The organism is Rhizobium sp. SU303 (assembly GCF_021052345.1).
GTDB lineage: Bacteria > Pseudomonadota > Alphaproteobacteria > Rhizobiales > Rhizobiaceae > Rhizobium > Rhizobium laguerreae.
This window is the reverse complement of the sequence record NZ_CP088095.1, coordinates 4,481,495-4,499,288: the sequence shown is the minus strand read 5'-3', so window position 1 is coordinate 4,499,288 and position 17,794 is coordinate 4,481,495. Positions and strand designations below refer to the sequence as shown.

The following is a 17,794-nucleotide window of genomic DNA, read 5'->3' as shown; positions in this document are numbered from 1 at the left end:
ACAAGAAGTTAAGAATTTCCTTCGCGGGTGCAGCATTCCCGCGTCTGAACGTCTGAGGAGACCGTTTTGCCCATTTCCAAGATTCTCGTTGCCAATCGCTCCGAAATTGCCATTCGCGTGTTCCGCGCGGCCAACGAGCTTGGAATAAAAACCGTGGCGATCTGGGCGGAAGAGGACAAGCTGGCGCTGCACCGCTTCAAGGCAGACGAGAGCTACCAGGTCGGCCGCGGTCCGCATCTTTCCAAGGACATGGGCCCGATCGAGAGCTATCTGTCGATCGAGGAGGTGATCCGCGTCGCCAAGCTTTCGGGCGCGGACGCGATCCACCCGGGATACGGCCTGCTGTCCGAAAGCCCCGAATTCGTCGATGCCTGCAACAAGGCCGGCATCATCTTCATCGGCCCGAAGGCCGATACGATGCGCCAACTCGGCAACAAGGTCGCAGCGCGTAACCTGGCGATCTCGGTCGGCGTTCCCGTGGTGCCGGCCACCGGGCCGTTGCCGGAGGACATGGCCGAAGTGGCGAAGATGGCGGACGGGATCGGCTACCCCGTCATGCTGAAGGCCTCCTGGGGCGGCGGCGGGCGCGGGATGCGCGCGATCCGCGATCCAAAGGATCTCTCCCGCGAGGTGACGGAAGCCAAGCGCGAGGCGATGGCGGCCTTCGGCAAGGACGAGGTCTATCTGGAAAAGCTCGTCGAGCGCGCCCGCCATGTCGAAAGCCAGGTTCTCGGCGATACGCACGGCAATGTCGTACATCTCTTCGAGCGTGACTGCTCGATCCAGCGCCGCAACCAAAAGGTCGTCGAGCGCGCGCCGGCGCCCTACCTCTCTGAGGCGCAGCGCCAGGAACTCGCCGCCTATTCGCTGAAGATCGCGGCGGCGACCGATTATATCGGCGCCGGCACCGTCGAATATCTGATGGATGCCGATACCGGCAAATTCTACTTCATCGAAGTCAATCCGCGCATCCAGGTCGAGCATACGGTGACCGAAGTCGTCACCGGCATCGATATCGTCAAGGCGCAGATCCACATTCTCGACGGTTTTGCGATCGGCACGCCGGAATCGGGCGTGCCGCTCCAGCAAGATATCCGTCTCAACGGCCATGCGCTGCAGTGCCGCATCACCACGGAAGATCCGGAGCATAATTTCATTCCGGATTACGGCCGCATCACCGCCTATCGCTCAGCGTCCGGTTTCGGCATCCGCCTCGATGGCGGCACATCCTATTCGGGTGCGATCATCACCCGCTTTTACGATCCGCTTCTCGTCAAGGTCACGGCATGGGCGCCCAATCCGTCCGAAGCGATCGCCCGCATGGATCGGGCGCTGCGCGAATTCCGCATTCGCGGCGTGGCAACCAACCTGACCTTCCTCGAAGCGATCATCGGCCATCCGAAGTTCAGGGATAACAGTTACACGACGCGCTTCATCGATACGACGCCGGAACTCTTCCAGCAGGTCAAGCGCCAGGATCGCGCCACGAAGCTCCTGACCTATCTCGCCGACGTCACCGTCAATGGCCATCCCGAGGCCAAGGATAGGCCGAGGCCGCTTGATAACGCTGCCGAGCCGGTGGTTCCCTACGCCAACGGCAATGCGGTCAAGGATGGTACGAAGCAACTCCTCGACACGCTTGGCCCGAAGAAATTCGGCGAATGGATGCGCAACGAAAAGCGCGTGCTTTTGACCGACACGACGATGCGCGACGGCCACCAGTCGCTGCTCGCCACCCGCATGCGCACCTATGACATCGCCCGCATTGCCGACACCTATGCGCATGCGCTACCAGGCCTTTTGTCGCTCGAATGCTGGGGCGGCGCGACCTTTGACGTCTCCATGCGCTTTCTGACCGAGGATCCGTGGGAGCGCCTGGCGCTGATCCGCGAGGGCGCGCCGAACCTTCTGCTCCAGATGCTGCTGCGCGGCGCCAACGGCGTCGGCTACACCAATTATCCCGATAATGTCGTCAAATATTTCGTCCGCCAGGCGGCCAGGGGCGGCATCGATCTCTTCCGCGTCTTCGACTGCCTGAACTGGGTCGAGAACATGCGCGTCTCGATGGATGCCATTGCCGAGGAGAACAAGCTCTGCGAGGCAGCGATCTGCTATACCGGCGATATCCTGAACTCGGCCCGTCCGAAATACGATCTGAAATACTACACCGACCTTGCGGTCGAGCTCGAGAAGGCCGGGGCGCATATCATCGCGCTCAAGGATATGGCGGGCCTTCTCAAGCCTGCGGCTGCGAAGGTTCTGTTCAAAGCGCTGCGCGAAGCGACCAGCCTGCCGATCCATTTCCACACGCATGATACATCGGGTATTGCGGCCGCGACCGTTCTTGCCGCCGTCGATGCCGGCGTCGATGCCGTCGATGCCGCGATGGATGCGCTGTCCGGCAATACCTCGCAGCCCTGTCTCGGCTCGATCGTCGAGGCGCTGCGCGGTACGGAGCGCGATCCGGGCCTCGATCCGGAATGGATCCGCCGCATCTCCTTCTATTGGGAAGCGGCGCGTAACCAGTATGCCGCCTTCGAAAGCGATCTGAGGGGCCCGGCATCCGAAGTCTATTTGCACGAAATGCCGGGCGGCCAGTTCACCAACCTCAAGGAACAGGCCCGCTCGCTCGGCCTCGAGACCCGCTGGCATCAGGTGGCGCAGGCCTATGCCGACGCCAACCAGATGTTCGGCGATATCGTCAAGGTGACGCCGTCTTCCAAGGTCGTCGGCGACATGGCGCTGATGATGGTGTCCCAGGACCTGACGGTTGCCGACGTCGTCAGCCCCGACAAGGAAGTCTCCTTCCCGGAATCGGTGGTCTCGATGCTGAAGGGCGATCTCGGCCAGCCGCCGTCAGGATGGCCCGAAGCGCTGCAGAAGAAGGCGCTGAAGGGCGACAAGCCCTATACCGTGCGCCCCGGCTCGCTGCTCAAGGAGGCTGATCTCGATGCGGAGCGCAAAGTCATCGAGACGAAACTCGAGCGCGAGGTCAGCGACTTCGAATTCGCTTCCTACCTGATGTATCCGAAGGTCTTCACCGACTTCGCGCTCGCCTCCGATACCTACGGCCCGGTCTCGGTACTGCCGACACCCGCCTATTTCTACGGTCTCAGGGACGGCGAGGAGCTGTTTGCCGATATCGAGCGCGGCAAGACGCTCGTCATCGTCAATCAGGCGATGAGCGCGACCGACAGCCAGGGCATGGTGACCATCTTCTTCGAGCTCAACGGCCAGCCGCGCCGTATCAAGGTGCCGGACCGGGCCCATGGGGCCACGGGTGCCGCCGTCCGCCGCAAGGCCGAACCGGGCAATGCCGTTCATGTCGGCGCGCCGATGCCGGGTGTCATCAGCCGTGTCTTCGTCTCGCCCGGCCAGGCCGTCAATGCCGGTGACGTGCTCGTCTCCATCGAAGCGATGAAGATGGAAACGGCGCTGCATGCGGAAAAGGATGGGACGATTTCGGAAGTACTGGTGCGGGCCGGCGATCAGATCGATGCCAAGGACCTGCTCGTCGTCTACGCAGGCTGAAGCGCTGCCATCCTCCGCAAAGGCGCCCATCAGCCGACTTTGCGTGCTGGCTCCATTCACTCGATTGTGTACGATCGGCCTGTCAAAAAGCTGATTTTTCGAAGCCTTCGCGCCTTGCCCGGCGCGGAGGCTTTCTCATAAACTTGCGCTCCCACCATCCGCCCCCAAGACCAATCAGGAAGTGATATCAATGAGCAAATTGAAGATTGCGGTCATCGTCGGCAGCACGCGTATTGGCCGTTTTGCCGAGCATCCGGCCAAGTGGATTGCCGCTATCGCCGCCGAGCGGCAGGACATCGAGGTCGAGGTTCTCGACCTGCTCGACTACCCCATGCATTTTTTCGGTGAGCAGCGTGCCACGACCGCTGAAAGCGAGACGGCAGAGCGCTGGAAAAAGAAGCTGCGTGAATTCGACGGCTTCATTTTCACCGTCGCCGAGTACAATCACGCTCCGACGGCGGTTCTGAAGAACGCCATCGACCTCGGCGAGTTCATCCACAAGCCGGTCGGTTTCGTCGGTTACGGCGGTGTCGGCGGTGCACGTGCGGTCGAGCATCTCCGGCTGATCTTCGTGGAAATGGGGGCGGCTTCGGTGAAAACGGGCGTGCATATCGCGCTTGGCGAATATCTCGGCGTCCTCAAGGAAGGCAAGAGCCTCAGCGATTACGCGCATCTCAACGAAGCGGCGAAGAACCAGCTCGACCAGCTCACCTGGTGGGGCAATGCGCTGAAGGCGGCGCGCGCCGTCGTCACCGCCTCCTGATTGGCGTTCCAGCAATGCCGGGATCTTCGCATCCCGGCATTAGATCCGGATGATTTTAGGCCAGGTCGGCCTAAATCAAAGAAATAGAGCATGATGTCGTCCGAAAACCGCTCACACTTTTCGGCATCATGCTCTAGAGCCTTTCCGGGTTAGATTGAAGCATTCTGTTGGCTCAAACGGAGTCGGATGGTCGACCGGCCGGCGCGCGTCGTAGCCAAGCTCTACGGCCAAGCCGGCCGGTCGATCAGCCGGCCCGTTTCAGCCAACCCGAAGGGCCGGGCATCTTTCCGCCAGGATCAGAGGCGATCGGCTCGGACGTACCTTGGGGTATGCCCTTCGCCAATCGCCTCTGCCCTGACGAAAACCTGCTCCGGCAGAATGCTTCAATCTAACCCGGAAAGGCTCTAGCTCAGATATCGTAAGTATGGGCGGCGTTGATCGTCGAGATGAAGCGCTTGGTGCGTTCGCGCTCCGGCGCACTGAAGATTGCTCTGGCGCTGCCCGTTTCCACCACGCTGCCGGCTTCCAGGAAAACGACGTCATTGGCGATCTTCGAGGCGAGCCGGAGATCGTGGGTCGCCATCACCATCGTCGTGCCTTCGCTGGCAAGCTTGCCCAGCACATCGACCACTTCGGCCGAAAGCTCGGGATCGAGGGCGGATGTCGGCTCGTCGCACAGAAGCACGCGCGGCGAGGGCGCCAGCGCACGGGCGATCGCGACGCGCTGCTGCTGGCCGCCCGATAGTGTCGAAGGCCAGGCATCGGCCTTGTGGGTCATGCCGACCTTGGTCAGCAATTCCATCGCACGCTCGCGAGCTTTTGGCCTCGGCCATCTCAGCACCGTCACCAGGCCTTCCATGACATTCTCGATCGCGGTCTGATGCGGAAAGAGCTGGAAGTTCTGGAAGACCATGCCGGTCTGGCGGCGGATCTTCTGGATCGCCGGCCAGCTCGTTCGTTTGCCGGGCGCAAAATTAAGCGTTTCTTCTCCGAGGCGGATGGAGCCGGCAGTCGGGATTTCGAGCAGGTTGATGCAGCGCAGCAGCGTGCTCTTGCCGCCGCCGGAAGGTCCGACGAGTGCGGTGACGCTGCCTTCGGGGATGCGGATGCTGATGTCCTTCAGGATGACGGCATCGCCGAAGCGCTTTTCGATGTTGGAAAGCTCGATCATGCATTTGCCTCCAGCATGCCGCCGTAACGCGCGAAGCGGCGTTCCAGCCGCCCCTGCAGCTGCGAAAGGACGGAGCTCAGGACGAGATAGATCAGCGCCGCCTCGATATAGAGAATCAACGGCTCATAGGTGGTGGCGACGATGCGCTGTGCCGCCTGGAAGAGCTCGGGCACGGTGATGGCGGCGGCAAGCGAGGTATCCTTGACCAATGAGATGAAGGTGTTCGACAAAGGCGGCACGGCGACGCGGGCCGCCTGCGGCAGGATGGTACGGCTCATCGCCTGGCGCCAACTCATGCCGATCGAATAGGCGGCTTCCCACTGGCCCTTCGGCACTGAGGAAATGACGGCGCGGATGATCTCGGAGCTATAGGCGCCGATATTCAGCGTGAAACCGATGAGGGCGGCCGGAAAGGCATCGAGCAGGATGCCGAGGCTCGGCAGGCCGTAGAAGATGACGAAGAGCTGCACGAGCAGCGGCGTGCCGCGAATGACCCAGACATAGAAGCGCGCGACGGCGGACAGCGGCATCGGCCCGAAGAGCCGGGCGATCGCGGTGGCGAGCCCAAGCGTCAGCCCGAAGGCGAAGGATAGCAGGGTCAGCGGAATGGTGAAGATCAACCCCGCCCAGAGGAGCGAGGGGAGCGATTCCGCCATCAGTTGGAGCCAGTGCGGCAAGGGCGTTCCTTCTGGTCGGGTTGGGTGGTGATATCTCGGAATACCTCTCCCCAACCCCTCCCCACAAGGGGGAGGGGCTCATCTAGTCTCTCGCCCTGCACGAAATAGCAACCGAACTGCCAGCGGAAACGATTATTTTGAGATGAGGCGATCCGTCCGCCGCCAAAGCCCCTCCCCCTTGTTGGGAGGGGTTGGGGAAGGGACTTTTTCTTGAACGAAGCTTACTTGGAAACGTCCTGGCCGAAATATTTGTCGGCGATCTTCTTGTAAGTGCCGTCGGACTTGATGTCGGCAAGCGCCTTGTTGATTTCGGCCAGAAGCTCCGGCTCGTTCTTGCGGATGATGATGCCGGAGTAATCGGCATTTTCCTGCTCGGCGACGATCTTTACCGGCGCGTCCGGCTTGTGCTTCTTGAAATCGAGGAAGGAGAGGCTGTCGTTGATCGTGGCGTCGGCGCGCTTGGTCAATACCAGCTGGATCGATTGATCGAAACCATCGGTGCCGACGAGCTCGGCGCCGGCTTCGGTTGCGAGCTTGCCGAAGTTGCTGGTCAGCGACTGGGCGGCCTTCTTGCCCTTCAGGTCGGCGAAGGTCTTGATGCTGTCGTCGCCCTCGCGGGCGATCAGCACGGCCTTGGAGGCGATATAGGGCTCGGAGAAATCGTATTTCTGCTTGCGGGCTTCGGTGATGCCGACCTGGTTGATGACCGTGTCGTAGCGCTTGGCGTCGAGGCCGGCGATCAAGCCATCCCACTTGCCTTCGACGAACTCGGCCTTGACGCCGAGCTTGGCGGCGATCGTTTCGCCGATCTCGACATCGAAGCCGACAAGCTTGCCGCTTTCGTCATGATAGGTGAAGGGCGCATAGGTGCCTTCGGTGCCGATCTTGAAGACGCCGGCCGATTTGATGGCGGCGAGGTTTTCGCCGGCATGGGCGGGCAGCAGGGCTGCAGCCTGAATGAGGGCAGCGGCGGCGACGGTTTTCAACCAGTTCATTGTTTTATCCATCCTTGGGAGGTTGTCATCGGGTGGGGATAGTTTGCAGAAAATTAGGGCGCCGGAAGCGTAGAAAACTGCGAATAAAAGCAGCAACTGCAAATATTTTTCTCAAGCGGCCGTCTGAATCACGAATCCTGCAGAAACAGGCACAGGGCGCGATGCGGCGGCGCAGCTTTTCGCTGACGATGATGATCAATCCGGCGCCAAGGATCATCGCCGCGCCGACGACCACATTGGGCGTGGAGATATCGGCCCGCAAGCACGGAGACGGGCGCCAGGCGCATGCCTTCGAAAAGGGCGAACTGCGCGCAGCCCGCAACGACGCCGGTGGCGATGAGAAGGGCGAGCTGCGTCATGTCGGGTGTCTGCCAAGTGTAGAGAACGGCAATGCCGGTCATGGCAAGAAAAAAGACGTTGGAAACGGCGAGCTGGATGATGGTCTTTTCGTGCAGTGAGGTCTTGCGCAGCAGCACCATGGCGCAGGCCCAGAGCACGGCCGCCTGCATTCCCGCCTCTCGGATCGGTCAACAGGGCATATTTGGCTCTGGCGGTGGAGCTTTGTTTCGAAACGTCAGAAAACGTGTGACCGTGCATATTGCCTGCATGATCATAAGCGGTTATGCACGTTTCTGGTTTATGAGGTCGCGAACCGGTAGGAACATGCAGGATTTTCTGTTGCGAGAGCGCCAAGGCGTAATTTCCGAGAGGCTGCGGCTGAATGGCCGCGTGCTGGCGACCGAGCTTGCGCTCGAATTCGGTGTCTCCGAGGACACGGTACGGCGGGATCTGCGCGAGATGGCGGCGGCAGGGCTCTGCGAGCGGGTTTATGGCGGTGCATTGCCGGTCTCGCCGGCACATGGAAGCATGACGCAACGCATCGGCTTTGCCGCTGACCGGAAACAGGCGCTGGCGCGCGCTGCGGCAAAGCAGATTGCAGCCGGTTCGACCGTGTTCTTCGATGCCGGCAGCACCAATCTGGCGATTGCCAACGCATTGCCGGCCGAACTTCCACTCACGGCTGCGACGAATGCGCCGGCGATTGCCGCGGCGCTGATCGACAAGCCTGCCGTCAACGTCATCCTGATCGGCGGGATGGTCGACCGGCAGACGGGCGGTTCCCTCGGCGCCAAGGCCTTGCGGGATATGGAGCAGATTTCGCCCGATCTCTGCATTCTCGGCGCCTGCGGCGTCGATCTCGAGGCCGGCATCACGGTGTTCGGCTTCGAGGATGCGGAGTTCAAGCGGTTTGCGACGTCCAGGAGCAGAAAAGTGTTGGTGGCTGCAACCTCGGAGAAGTTCGGCACTGCTGCTCCCCATAGCATCCTGCCGGTTGCCCATTGCGAATGCCTGGTTGTCGAGCACGATGCCGATCCGGCCATTCTCGCCCGTTATCGCGAGCGCGGATGCAGAACTGTTCTCGCCGAGAAAACGAACTGAGGCGACGTCGTAGAGTTTAGGGAAACCGGGCGGGTGAAAGCCCGGCAATGAGGAAGTCCGGAAATGGATAGTCATGTGAGTACGCCGGGGGCCCGGAGCGGCTTCATTACCAGAAGCAGGGCGGCGGTTTCCCTGCTCTTTCTTATGAACGGTTTTGTCGTCGGCTGCTGGGCGCCGAAGATCCCGGATTTCGCCGAGCGTCTGGCGCTGACCAAATTCGAGCTTGGGCTGATGATCCTGGTCTTCGGCGTCGGCTCGCTGGTCATGATGCCGATCGCCGGTGCGCAGATCGCCAAACACGGCTCGCGTATCGTCGTTCAAGTCCTGGCCGTCTGTGTGCTGCCGTTGCTGCTGGCATTGACGCTGGCGCCAAATGTGCTCACCGGGGCGATCTCGCTCTTCCTGTTCGGCGGCTTCATCGGCGCAATGGATGTGGCGATGAATGCCAATGCGGTCTCGGTCGAGAAATCCATGCGCCGCGCCATCATGTCGTCCTGCCACGCTTTCTGGAGCCTTGGTGGACTGATCGGCTCAGGTCTCGGCGGCATCGTGATCTCCAAGCTCGGCATTCTCGGCCATGCGCAACTGGCGACGGTGCTGGCGGCGATCTTCGTTGCCGTCGCCTGGCCGATGATCCTTGCGGATCCGCCGCATCCCGACACCAAGAAGGAAAAGACGAAGCTGCCGATGGTGCCGCTGCCGTGGCTGCTCGGATTGATGGCGCTGTTCAGCATGGTGCCGGAAGGTGCTGTTCTCGACTGGGGCGCGCTCTATCTTCGGCAGGAAATGGATGCGTCCGTCGCGCTTTCCGGTCTTGGTTTCGCAGCCTTTTCGGCCACCATGGCAATCATGCGCTTTGGCGGCGACCTAGTGCGCGACCGTCTGGGCGGCGTCAAGACGCTGCGGATCTGCACGCTTTTTGCCATTGTCGGCATGCTGCTTGCAGGCTTGGCCCCCAATGCCGAGCTTGCCATTCTGGGCTTTGCTTTTTGCGGTATCGGCATTTCCAACATGGTGCCGATTGCTTTCTCGGCGGCGGGCAACATTCCCGGCCTCAAGCCCGGCATCGGCATCTCGGTGGTCACCACCATGGGCTATTCCGGCATGCTGGTTGCGCCATCGTTGATCGGCTTCGTCGCCGAGCATATCGGTTTTGCCGTCGTTTTCATGGCGCTGCCGGTGCTGCTGCTCGTCGTTCTGCTGCTGTCCAACCTAGCCCATTATGCCGATGAGACCTCCGGAGGCGGTCACTGAGCCGCCTCCCAACAAAAGTGATATCAGGGGCGGTTGACAAGCAGCCGGCCTTGATCCACCTGAAAAGCATTGTTTTTAGGGGTGCAAGAACTATCCATGTCTTCAGCCGCCGATTTTGATCCGAAACCGCGCCGCGCTTCCGTTGCCGTCGATGTCGGCGGCGTCATCGTCGGCGGCGGGGCGCCGGTCGTCGTGCAGTCCATGACGAATACCGATACGGCCGATATCGATGCCACCGTCGCGCAGGTCGCCGCTCTCCACCGGGCGGGTTCGGAGCTGGTGCGCATTACCGTCGACCGCGACGAGAGTGCGGCCGCCGTGCCGAAGATCCGCGAGCGGCTTCTGCGCCTCGGCATGGACGTGCCCTTGATCGGCGACTTCCATTATATCGGCCATAAGCTGCTCGCCGATCATCCGGATTGTGCCGAAGCGCTGGCGAAATACCGCATCAACCCCGGCAATGTCGGCTTCAAGGACAAGAAGGACAAGCAGTTCGCCGAGATCATCGAGATGGCGATCCGCTATGACAAACCGGTGCGCATCGGCGTCAACTGGGGCTCGCTCGATCAGGATCTGCTGACGGCGCTGATGGACCGGAACGCCGAAGCCGGATCACCGCTTTCGGCCCGGCAGGTGACGCGCGAGGCGATCGTGCAGTCGGCGCTGCTGTCGGCAGCCCTTGCCGAAGAGATCGGCCTGCCGCGCAACCGCATCATCCTGTCGGCCAAAGTCAGCCAGGTTCAGGACCTGATCGCCGTCAATTCCATGCTCGCCGAACGCTCCAATCATGCGCTGCATCTCGGCCTGACCGAAGCCGGCATGGGCACCAAGGGCATCGTCGCCTCGTCGGCGGCGATGGGCTTCGTGCTGCAGCACGGCATCGGCGATACGATCCGCGTGTCGCTGACGCCCGAGCCGAACGGCGACCGCACGCGCGAAGTCCAGGTGGCGCAGGAAATCCTGCAGGTCATGGGCTTCCGCCAGTTCATACCCGTGGTTGCTGCCTGTCCGGGCTGCGGACGCACGACGTCGACCGTGTTCCAGGAACTTGCCCGGAATATCCAGAACGACATCCGCAAAAACATGCCGGTATGGCGTGAAAAATATCCCGGCGTCGAGGCGCTGAACGTCGCAGTCATGGGCTGCATCGTCAACGGGCCGGGCGAAAGCAAACATGCCGATATCGGCATTTCGCTTCCGGGCACTGGCGAAACGCCGGCCGCCCCCGTCTTCATCGACGGCCGAAAGGCGTTGACGCTGCGCGGTCCCAATATTGCCGCCGATTTCGAGGCGCTTGTCGTCGACTATATCGAGAAGCGTTTCGGCCAGCGGACGGCGGCGGAATGACCACCGGCAAGTTCGGATGAGCCAGTACTGGTCGCCCATTGTCAGCAAGCTTCAGCCCTATGTCGCGGGCGAGCAGCCGCGTATCGCCGGCCTGGTCAAGCTCAATACCAACGAGAATCCCTACGGGCCGTCCCCGATGGCACTCGAGGCGATCAGGCTAGCCGCGGACGATCGTTTGCGGCTCTATCCCGACCCCGCCGCCACCGAATTGCGCGAGACGATCGCGGCCCGTTTCGGCGTGACGGCGGAGGAAGTATTCGTCGGCAACGGCTCCGACGAGGTTCTCGCCCACGCGTTTCAGGCACTGCTGAAACATGAGCGGCCGCTGCTCTATCCCGATGTGACCTATGCCTTCTATTCGACCTATAGCCTGCTATATGGTGTCGAGGTGGTCGAAGTGCCGCTCGATGTGAGGTTCCGGATCCGGCTGGCGGATTACGATAGGCCATGCGGCGCGATCATCATTCCCAATCCGAATGCGCCGACCGGCATCGGCCTGCCGCGTGCCGACATCGAGGCGCTTCTTGCCGCCCATCCAGATGCGGTCGTCGTGATAGACGAGGCCTATGTCGACTTCGGCGGTGAAAGCGCCGTGCCGCTCATTTCCAAATATCCCAACCTGCTGGTGATCCACACCCTGTCGAAGTCCCGTTCGCTTGCCGGTCTGCGCATCGGCTTCGCGCTGGGGCAGAGGCCGCTGATCGAGGCGCTGGAGCGGGTCAAGGACAGCTTCAATTCCTATCCACTCGATCGTCTGGCGCAGCTTGCCGCGACGGCGGCGATCAAGGACGAGGCGTGGTTCGAGACAGGCCGGAGGAACATCATCACCAGCCGCGAAAGCCTTGTTAGGGAACTCGAGGCGCTGGATTTCGAGGTTCTGCCGTCGCAGGCGAATTTCGTTTTCGCAAGGCACCAAAGCCGTTCGGGCGCAGCATTTCAAGCCGCTTTGCGGGAGCGCGGCATTCTCGTCCGGCATTTTGCCAAGCCGCGTATTTCAGACTTCCTGCGGATCAGCATCGGCACGGATGAGGAGTGTGCCCGTCTGGTATCCGTTCTCAAGGAGATACTGGCGGCCTGACCTGCCGCTTCAGCTGTTCCGGTCGGCGATGAAATGCGCTGCAGCAATGAGGGTCGAGGCACGGGCGCCGTAAGGGGCAAGCAGCGCTTCGGCATCGCGGACGTGCTCACGGAGCTGGGTCTCGGCCCATTCCATGCCGCGCAGGGCGACGAGTGTTCCCTTGCCGCGGGCCGCATCCTTGCCGGTCGCCTTGCCCATGGTCGCCGCATCCGAAGTCTGGTCGAGAATGTCGTCGGCAAGCTGGAAAGCAAGACCGATCTTTTCGCCGAAGGCGCGCAGGCGGCGGCGATCTTCCGGCGGGCTTGCCGAGATGACGGCGCCGGCTTCGCACGCGAAGCGGATCAGCGCGCCTGTTTTCATCGCCTGCAGACGGATGATGCCGGCCTCGTCGGGCGCCTGCTTTTCCGCCGCGAGATCAAGCGCCTGGCCGCCGGCCATGCCGCCGAGACCGGCTGCGCGGGCAAGGGCCAGCACCAGCGATGCCTTGCTCGTATCGGCAAGGGGCGTTTCCGACGCGGCGATGATGTCGAAGGCATAGGTCAGCAGGCTGTCGCCGGCGAGGATCGCCGTCGCTTCGTCGAACTTGATGTGGACCGTCGGTTTGCCGCGACGCAGGTCGTCATCGTCCATGGCCGGCAGGTCGTCATGCACGAGGGAATAGCAGTGGACGCATTCGAGCGCGGCGCCGACGCGAAGTGCCGCCTCGGCGTCGCCGCCGAGAAGGGCGGCACTTTCGACGACCAGAAACGGGCGCAGCCGCTTGCCGCCGTTCAGCACGGCATAGTACATGGCATCGCGCAGCGTCTCGGGCCTGGCGATTTCATCGGAAAGGGCACTCGGTGAAAGCAACGCGTCGAGCAGCGCCTCGATGTCGCGGGCGTTGTTCTTCAGCCTCGTCTCGAAAGTGTCCGGGTTCGCGTCCATGGGCGCTGTTTGGCATGAGCGCCCCCGGGCTTGCAACGGAATTGTCGATGGCGGCAGCAAGATTCGCCGCGCACTCTGGCATAAGCTCCGCACAGGCGTTATGAGAACCACAGGAGCGAAATCGGACTGGGGACATTGGATATAGCGCCGGAGAGAGAGGACAGCGTCGACATGCCGGCTCGTCGGCGATGGTTCGAAGACAGGCGTGTGTTGAAACGCATTGTTCTTGCCGTGCTGATCGTGCTGATCCTTCCCTATGCGCTGATCTTTTTCTATCTGCTGCCCTTCATTCACCCCGTCTCGACACTGATGCTGCGCGATCTCGTGCTGCTGCGTGGCTACGACAGGCAATGGGTGTCGCTTGATAAGATCGCCCCTGTTGTGGTGCAGTCGGTGATGATGTCGGAGGATGGGCAATATTGCTTTCACGGCGGTGTCGACTGGGCGGAAATGCGCATGCTGGTCGAGGATACGCTGAAAGGTCAGGCGACGCGCGGCGGCAGTACGATCCCGATGCAGACGGCGAAAAACCTCTTCCTTTGGAACGGCCGCTCCTTCGTACGCAAGGCGCTGGAACTTCCGCTCGCGGTGACCACGGATTTCGTTCTGTCGAAACGGCGGTTGATGGAAATCTATCTCAATATCGCCGAATGGGGTCCCGGCATTTACGGCATCGAGGCGGCGGCCCAACACCATTTCAAGGTGCCGGCCTCGAAGCTGACGCGGCGCCAGGCATCGCTGCTTGCCGTCTCGCTGCCGAACCCGATCGACCGCAATGCCGGCAAGCCCGGACGAGGCCTTCGCCGGCTCGCCGGCTTGATCGAGAGGCGTGCGCAAGGTTCGGGCGATTACATCAAGTGCATCTACGATTGAGACCAGAACTTGTCATTAGAGCATGATGATGCCCGAAAACCGCTCACAGTTTTCGGCATCATGAGAAGCGGCAAGCGTCATCGAGGCGCCCTGTTTTCGAGCTTGCCCCGCCGGTATTCTGCGTGCTCAAGGACATGAACCATCTTCACGAATTGCTGATCTTCGATTTCGAAGCCTGAACGGGAGAGGCCTATGGACAGACCGACGCTCTACATCGCCAACAAGAATTATTCCTCCTGGTCGTTCCGGCCGTGGATGGCGCTGACGGGCGCCGGTGTCGATTTCGAGGAAGTCCTCATCCCCTTCGACTATGCGGGTGGCAATCCCAACATCAAGGCCATCTCACCCACCGGGCGTGTGCCGTTGCTGCAGCACGGCGCATTGAAGATCTGGGAATCGCTGGCGATCATCGAATATGTCGCCGAGCTTTATCCGGACGCCGACCTTCTGCCGAGGGATCGCGCCGAGCGGGCGCTCGCCCGTTCGGTTTCGATGGAAATGCTGTCGAGCTTCCGGGCGCTGCGCAGTGCCTGCCCGATGAATATTCGCCGGCCGAAGGGCAGGATCGCGTTGCCGGATGGTGTCGACGCCGATATCAGCCGCATCGAGACGATCTGGCGCGACCTACTGCAGCAATCCGGCGGACCGTTTCTGTTTGGCGCATTCTGCGGGGCGGATGCGATGTTTGCGCCTGTCGTCAACCGGTTCGACATTTATGACCTCGTCAGCCGAAACGATACGTTGGCCTATATGGAGACCATGAAGGCGCATCCGGCCTGGCGGAAATGGGAAGAGGCGGCCCGCGCCGAGCCTTGGATCGTGCCGGAAGACGAAGTCTGAGCCTGGAATCATCGGCTTTGCAAAAAATACGCATGGGGACTGGTCAAGGTCACCCCTTGCATGTATAAGCGCGCCAAATTCCGAAATCGCGACATGTCCGTTTCGGCCGCCGGTGTGGCCGTGGGAATGTTTTGCCCGCAAGTGGAGTAAGAGAAATGGCTGTACCGAAGAGAAAAACAAGCCCGTCCAAGCGCGGTATGCGCCGTTCGGCAGACGCCCTTAAGGCTCCGACCTATGTCGAAGACAAGAACTCCGGCGAACTGCGCCGCCCGCATCATATCGACCTGAAGACCGGTATGTATCGCGGCCGCCAGGTTCTGACGCCGAAGGAAAGCGCATAATTTCCCGATTCGGCTTGTCCGATCGAAGTTTCAAGGCCGGCGTCATGCCGGCCTTTTGCATTTCGACAATATAATATTTGCAATGACTTGCGGTGGGGCAAGGGTTTGCGGCAGTATTCTTCCATGATGCGCTGGGAGATTGCCGATGATAGCCGCCATGCCCCTAATGATTATCCCGTTTATTCTTTACAATCTTGCGATGCTGGGCCTGATGGGCGATGGCGGCATTCCGGCACTGCAACATGATATCATCGTGCTGTCGATGATCTCGGGCGCGATCTGGAGCATGGCGCTCGGCGATCTTTTCATCGTCATCGCCCTTGTCGTGCTGTTCTTCGAAATCCTCAAAGCGACCAGAACCGGTCCCGGCAATCTCGTCAACCACATGCTGTCGATGCTGGTGTTCATCGCCTTCCTGGTCGAGTTTCTGCTCGTCCGGGATGCTGCGACGCAGGTCTTCTTCATTTTGATGACGATCGCTCTGATCGATGTCATCGGCGGTTTTGCCGTGTCGATCCGGAGCGCCGGGCGGGACGTCTCGATCGGATTATAGGTTGTCGAGCTTGTTTTGAAGGGCGCGGAGCTGTTCCTTCAGCTCGTCGATATCCTTGGCCTCGGCCTTGCGGCTTTCCTTGGCGGGCGGCGTCATGAAGGGCGAGAACATCTGCATCGCCTGCTGAAACAGCTCGGTGTTACGGCGAACATGGTCCTCGACCATCTGCATCGGCAACTGCAGGTTCTTGCCGAGCGGCGTTTCGCCGAAGGCGCGGTTTACCTGCTCGCGCATCTGGGCCTGTTGTTCGGTGAAGGAGCGCATCGAATGTTCGAGAAAGCTCGGCACGACCATCTGCATCTGGTCGCCGTAATAGGTGATGAGCTGGCGCAGGAAGGAGATCGGAAGCAACGTGTTGCCGGTTTTCGATTCCTGTTCGAAGATGATCTGGGTCAGCACCGAATGGGTGATGTCATCTCCGCTTTTTGCATCTTGTACGTTAAATTCTTCGCCCTTCTTCACCATCTCCGCCAGGTCTTCCAGCGTCACATAGGTGCTGGTGCCTGTGTTGTATAGGCGGCGATTGGCGTACTTCTTGATAACGATCTGACCCTCATGCTTCGCCATATCAGTCTCCTGAACCCCCGTCTGATTTATGGATATTCCTCCATTTGAGACTGTAAACGCAAAAGAAGCCCGGTGACAATCTCTTTGTGCGATGCGGCAAACCTTTAACAGAGCAGATGAATCGGGCTTTGACGGGCTTTGCCTAAAAATGACGGCGGCCGGTCTTCGCGTTTGACTTGTGCTCCAAGCTTTGCCAGTTTCGACTTATGTAAGTGAGACGAAAACGAGGAGCGTCCCCATGAGCAATCCATCCATCGTCATCGCCAGTGCAGGGCGAACAGCAGTCGGCGCCTTCAACGGTGCTTTCGCGACGGTCCTCGCGCATGAGCTCGGGGCGGCCGTCATCAAGGGCGCGCTCGAGCGCGCCGGCGTCGATGCCGGCGAGGTGGATGAGGTGATCCTCGGCCAGGTGCTTGCCGCCGGCGAGGGCCAGAACCCGGCCCGCCAGGCGGCGATGAAGGCCGGCATTCCGCAGGAAGCAACTGCCTGGGGTGTCAACCAGCTCTGCGGCTCGGGCCTGCGCGCGGTCGCGCTCGGCATGCAACAGATCGCCACCGGCGATGCCAAGATCATCGTTGCCGGCGGCCAAGAATCCATGTCGATGGCCCCGCATGCCGCGCACTTGCGCGGCGGCGTCAAGATGGGCGACATGAAGATGATCGACACGATGATCAAGGATGGCTTGACCGACGCCTTCCACGGCTACCACATGGGCATCACCGCCGAGAATGTCGCGCGTCAGTGGCAGCTTTCGCGCGACGACCAGGATCAGTTCGCGGTCAGCTCGCAGAACAAGGCGGAGGCGGCGCAGAAGGCTGGCCGCTTCACCGACGAGATCATCCCATATGTCATCAAGACACGTAAGGGCGACGTTACGGTCGATGCCGACGAATATATCCGTCACGGCGCGACGATAGAGGCGATGGGGAAGCTGCGCCCGGCCTTCGACAAGGACGGCACGGTCACGGCCGCGAACGCGTCCGGCCTCAACGACGGTGCCGCTGTGGCGGTGCTGATGAGCGAAGCGGAGGCAGTCCGGCGCGGCATCCAGCCGCTCGCCCGCATCGTTTCCTGGGCGACGGCGGGTGTCGATCCGCAGATCATGGGCACCGGACCGATCCCGGCTTCGCGCAAGGCGCTCGAGAAGGCCGGCTGGTCGGTCAACGATCTCGATCTCGTCGAAGCCAACGAGGCCTTCGCGGCGCAAGCCTGCGCCGTCACCAAGGATCTCGGGTGGGATCCGTCGATCGTCAACGTCAATGGCGGAGCGATCGCGATCGGCCATCCGATCGGCGCCTCGGGTGCGCGCGTTCTCAACACGCTGCTGTTCGAAATGAAGCGCCGCGGCGCAAAGAAGGGTCTCGCCACGCTTTGCATCGGCGGTGGCATGGGTGTGGCCATGTGCTTTGAAGCGCTTTAAATAGCATACGATCCATGTTT

16 protein-coding genes and 2 pseudogenes are annotated in these 17,794 nt (G+C 61.2%); 12 read left to right on the top strand and 6 right to left on the bottom strand.

What is annotated here, in order from left to right:
- Nucleotides 1-66: 66 nt before the first annotated feature.
- Entirely contained in the window at nt 67-3,531 is a 3,465-nt protein-coding gene (gene pyc, locus RlegSU303_RS22140) for a pyruvate carboxylase (RefSeq protein WP_131628237.1), read from the top strand.
- Nucleotides 3,532-3,721: 190 nt separating this feature from the next.
- Nucleotides 3,722-4,294 (top strand): NADPH-dependent FMN reductase, encoded by a 573-nt coding sequence (locus tag RlegSU303_RS22135; RefSeq protein ID WP_041936515.1) that lies wholly within the window; start codon nt 3,722-3,724, stop codon nt 4,292-4,294.
- A 409-nt stretch (nt 4,295-4,703) separates the two neighbouring features.
- On the opposite strand, the gene RlegSU303_RS22130 is transcribed toward RlegSU303_RS22135, so the two are convergent.
- The 4 genes and pseudogenes from RlegSU303_RS22130 to RlegSU303_RS22115 form a co-directional block, all read right to left on the bottom strand.
- Nucleotides 4,704-5,465: an amino acid ABC transporter ATP-binding protein gene (locus RlegSU303_RS22130; RefSeq protein ID WP_131628238.1), complete on the bottom strand. Its 762-nt coding sequence runs from the start codon at nt 5,463-5,465 to the stop codon at nt 4,704-4,706.
- Nucleotides 5,462-6,142, bottom strand: coding sequence for an amino acid ABC transporter permease (locus tag RlegSU303_RS22125; RefSeq protein WP_131628239.1), 681 nt, complete (start codon nt 6,140-6,142; stop codon nt 5,462-5,464). Before RlegSU303_RS22125 ends, RlegSU303_RS22130 begins: the two co-directional genes overlap by 4 nt.
- Nucleotides 6,143-6,363: 221 nt before the next feature.
- The gene (locus RlegSU303_RS22120; RefSeq protein ID WP_168279286.1) at nt 6,364-7,137 is read right to left on the bottom strand and encodes an amino acid ABC transporter substrate-binding protein; all 774 of its coding nucleotides are present in this window, start codon (nt 7,135-7,137) and stop codon (nt 6,364-6,366) included.
- A gap of 160 nt (nt 7,138-7,297) precedes the next feature.
- A pseudogene (locus RlegSU303_RS22115) lies at nt 7,298-7,646 on the bottom strand (DMT family transporter); the annotation flags it as partial.
- A gap of 154 nt (nt 7,647-7,800) precedes the next feature.
- Here RlegSU303_RS22115 and RlegSU303_RS22110 point away from each other — a divergent pair.
- From RlegSU303_RS22110 to hisC, 4 genes are all read left to right on the top strand, one after another.
- Entirely contained in the window at nt 7,801-8,577 is a 777-nt protein-coding gene (locus tag RlegSU303_RS22110; protein WP_131620050.1) for a DeoR/GlpR family DNA-binding transcription regulator, read from the top strand.
- A 63-nt stretch (nt 8,578-8,640) separates the two neighbouring features.
- Nucleotides 8,641-9,831 carry an MFS transporter gene (locus tag RlegSU303_RS22105; protein WP_017962538.1) on the top strand — a complete coding sequence of 397 codons (1,191 nt, stop codon included), beginning with the start codon at nt 8,641-8,643 and terminating at the stop codon, nt 9,829-9,831.
- A gap of 96 nt (nt 9,832-9,927) precedes the next feature.
- Nucleotides 9,928-11,178, top strand: coding sequence for a flavodoxin-dependent (E)-4-hydroxy-3-methylbut-2-enyl-diphosphate synthase (gene ispG / locus RlegSU303_RS22100; protein ID WP_168279284.1), 1,251 nt, complete (start codon nt 9,928-9,930; stop codon nt 11,176-11,178).
- Nucleotides 11,179-11,194: 16 nt separating this feature from the next.
- Nucleotides 11,195-12,256 carry a histidinol-phosphate transaminase gene (gene hisC, locus RlegSU303_RS22095; RefSeq protein WP_168279282.1) on the top strand — a complete coding sequence of 354 codons (1,062 nt, stop codon included), beginning with the start codon at nt 11,195-11,197 and terminating at the stop codon, nt 12,254-12,256.
- Nucleotides 12,257-12,265: 9 nt separating this feature from the next.
- Here hisC and RlegSU303_RS22090 read toward each other — a convergent pair whose 3' ends face one another.
- Nucleotides 12,266-13,180: a polyprenyl synthetase family protein gene (locus tag RlegSU303_RS22090; protein WP_131620047.1), complete on the bottom strand. Its 915-nt coding sequence runs from the start codon at nt 13,178-13,180 to the stop codon at nt 12,266-12,268.
- A 135-nt stretch (nt 13,181-13,315) separates the two neighbouring features.
- Between RlegSU303_RS22090 and mtgA the strand changes: the two genes are divergently transcribed.
- The 5 genes and pseudogenes from mtgA (at nt 13,316) to RlegSU303_RS22065 (ending at nt 15,787) form a co-directional block, all read left to right on the top strand.
- A complete protein-coding gene (mtgA, locus tag RlegSU303_RS22085) occupies nt 13,316-14,053 on the top strand; it encodes a monofunctional biosynthetic peptidoglycan transglycosylase (protein WP_027668537.1) in 738 nt (245 codons plus the stop codon).
- Between the two features lie 92 nt (nt 14,054-14,145).
- Nucleotides 14,146-14,232, top strand: a pseudogene (locus RlegSU303_RS22080) (DUF1868 domain-containing protein); the annotation flags it as partial.
- 13 nt (nt 14,233-14,245) lie between these two features.
- Nucleotides 14,246-14,893 (top strand): glutathione S-transferase family protein, encoded by a 648-nt coding sequence (locus RlegSU303_RS22075; protein WP_168279280.1) that lies wholly within the window; start codon nt 14,246-14,248, stop codon nt 14,891-14,893.
- Nucleotides 14,894-15,048: 155 nt separating this feature from the next.
- Complete coding sequence (gene rpmF / locus RlegSU303_RS22070; RefSeq protein ID WP_003543812.1) at nt 15,049-15,234, top strand: 50S ribosomal protein L32; 186 nt, start codon at nt 15,049-15,051, stop codon at nt 15,232-15,234.
- Between the two features lie 145 nt (nt 15,235-15,379).
- On the top strand, nt 15,380-15,787 hold the full coding sequence (locus tag RlegSU303_RS22065; RefSeq protein ID WP_003543801.1) for a hypothetical protein: 408 nt from the start codon (nt 15,380-15,382) through the stop codon (nt 15,785-15,787).
- Here RlegSU303_RS22065 and phaR read toward each other — a convergent pair.
- The gene (phaR, locus tag RlegSU303_RS22060) at nt 15,782-16,354 is read right to left on the bottom strand and encodes a polyhydroxyalkanoate synthesis repressor PhaR (protein ID WP_029870831.1); all 573 of its coding nucleotides are present in this window, start codon (nt 16,352-16,354) and stop codon (nt 15,782-15,784) included. The genes RlegSU303_RS22065 and phaR overlap by 6 nt on opposite strands.
- A gap of 238 nt (nt 16,355-16,592) precedes the next feature.
- On the opposite strand from phaR, the gene RlegSU303_RS22055 reads away from it, so the two are divergent.
- On the top strand, nt 16,593-17,774 hold the full coding sequence (locus tag RlegSU303_RS22055; RefSeq protein ID WP_028742653.1) for an acetyl-CoA C-acetyltransferase: 1,182 nt from the start codon (nt 16,593-16,595) through the stop codon (nt 17,772-17,774).
- Nucleotides 17,775-17,794: the final 20 nt, after the last annotated feature.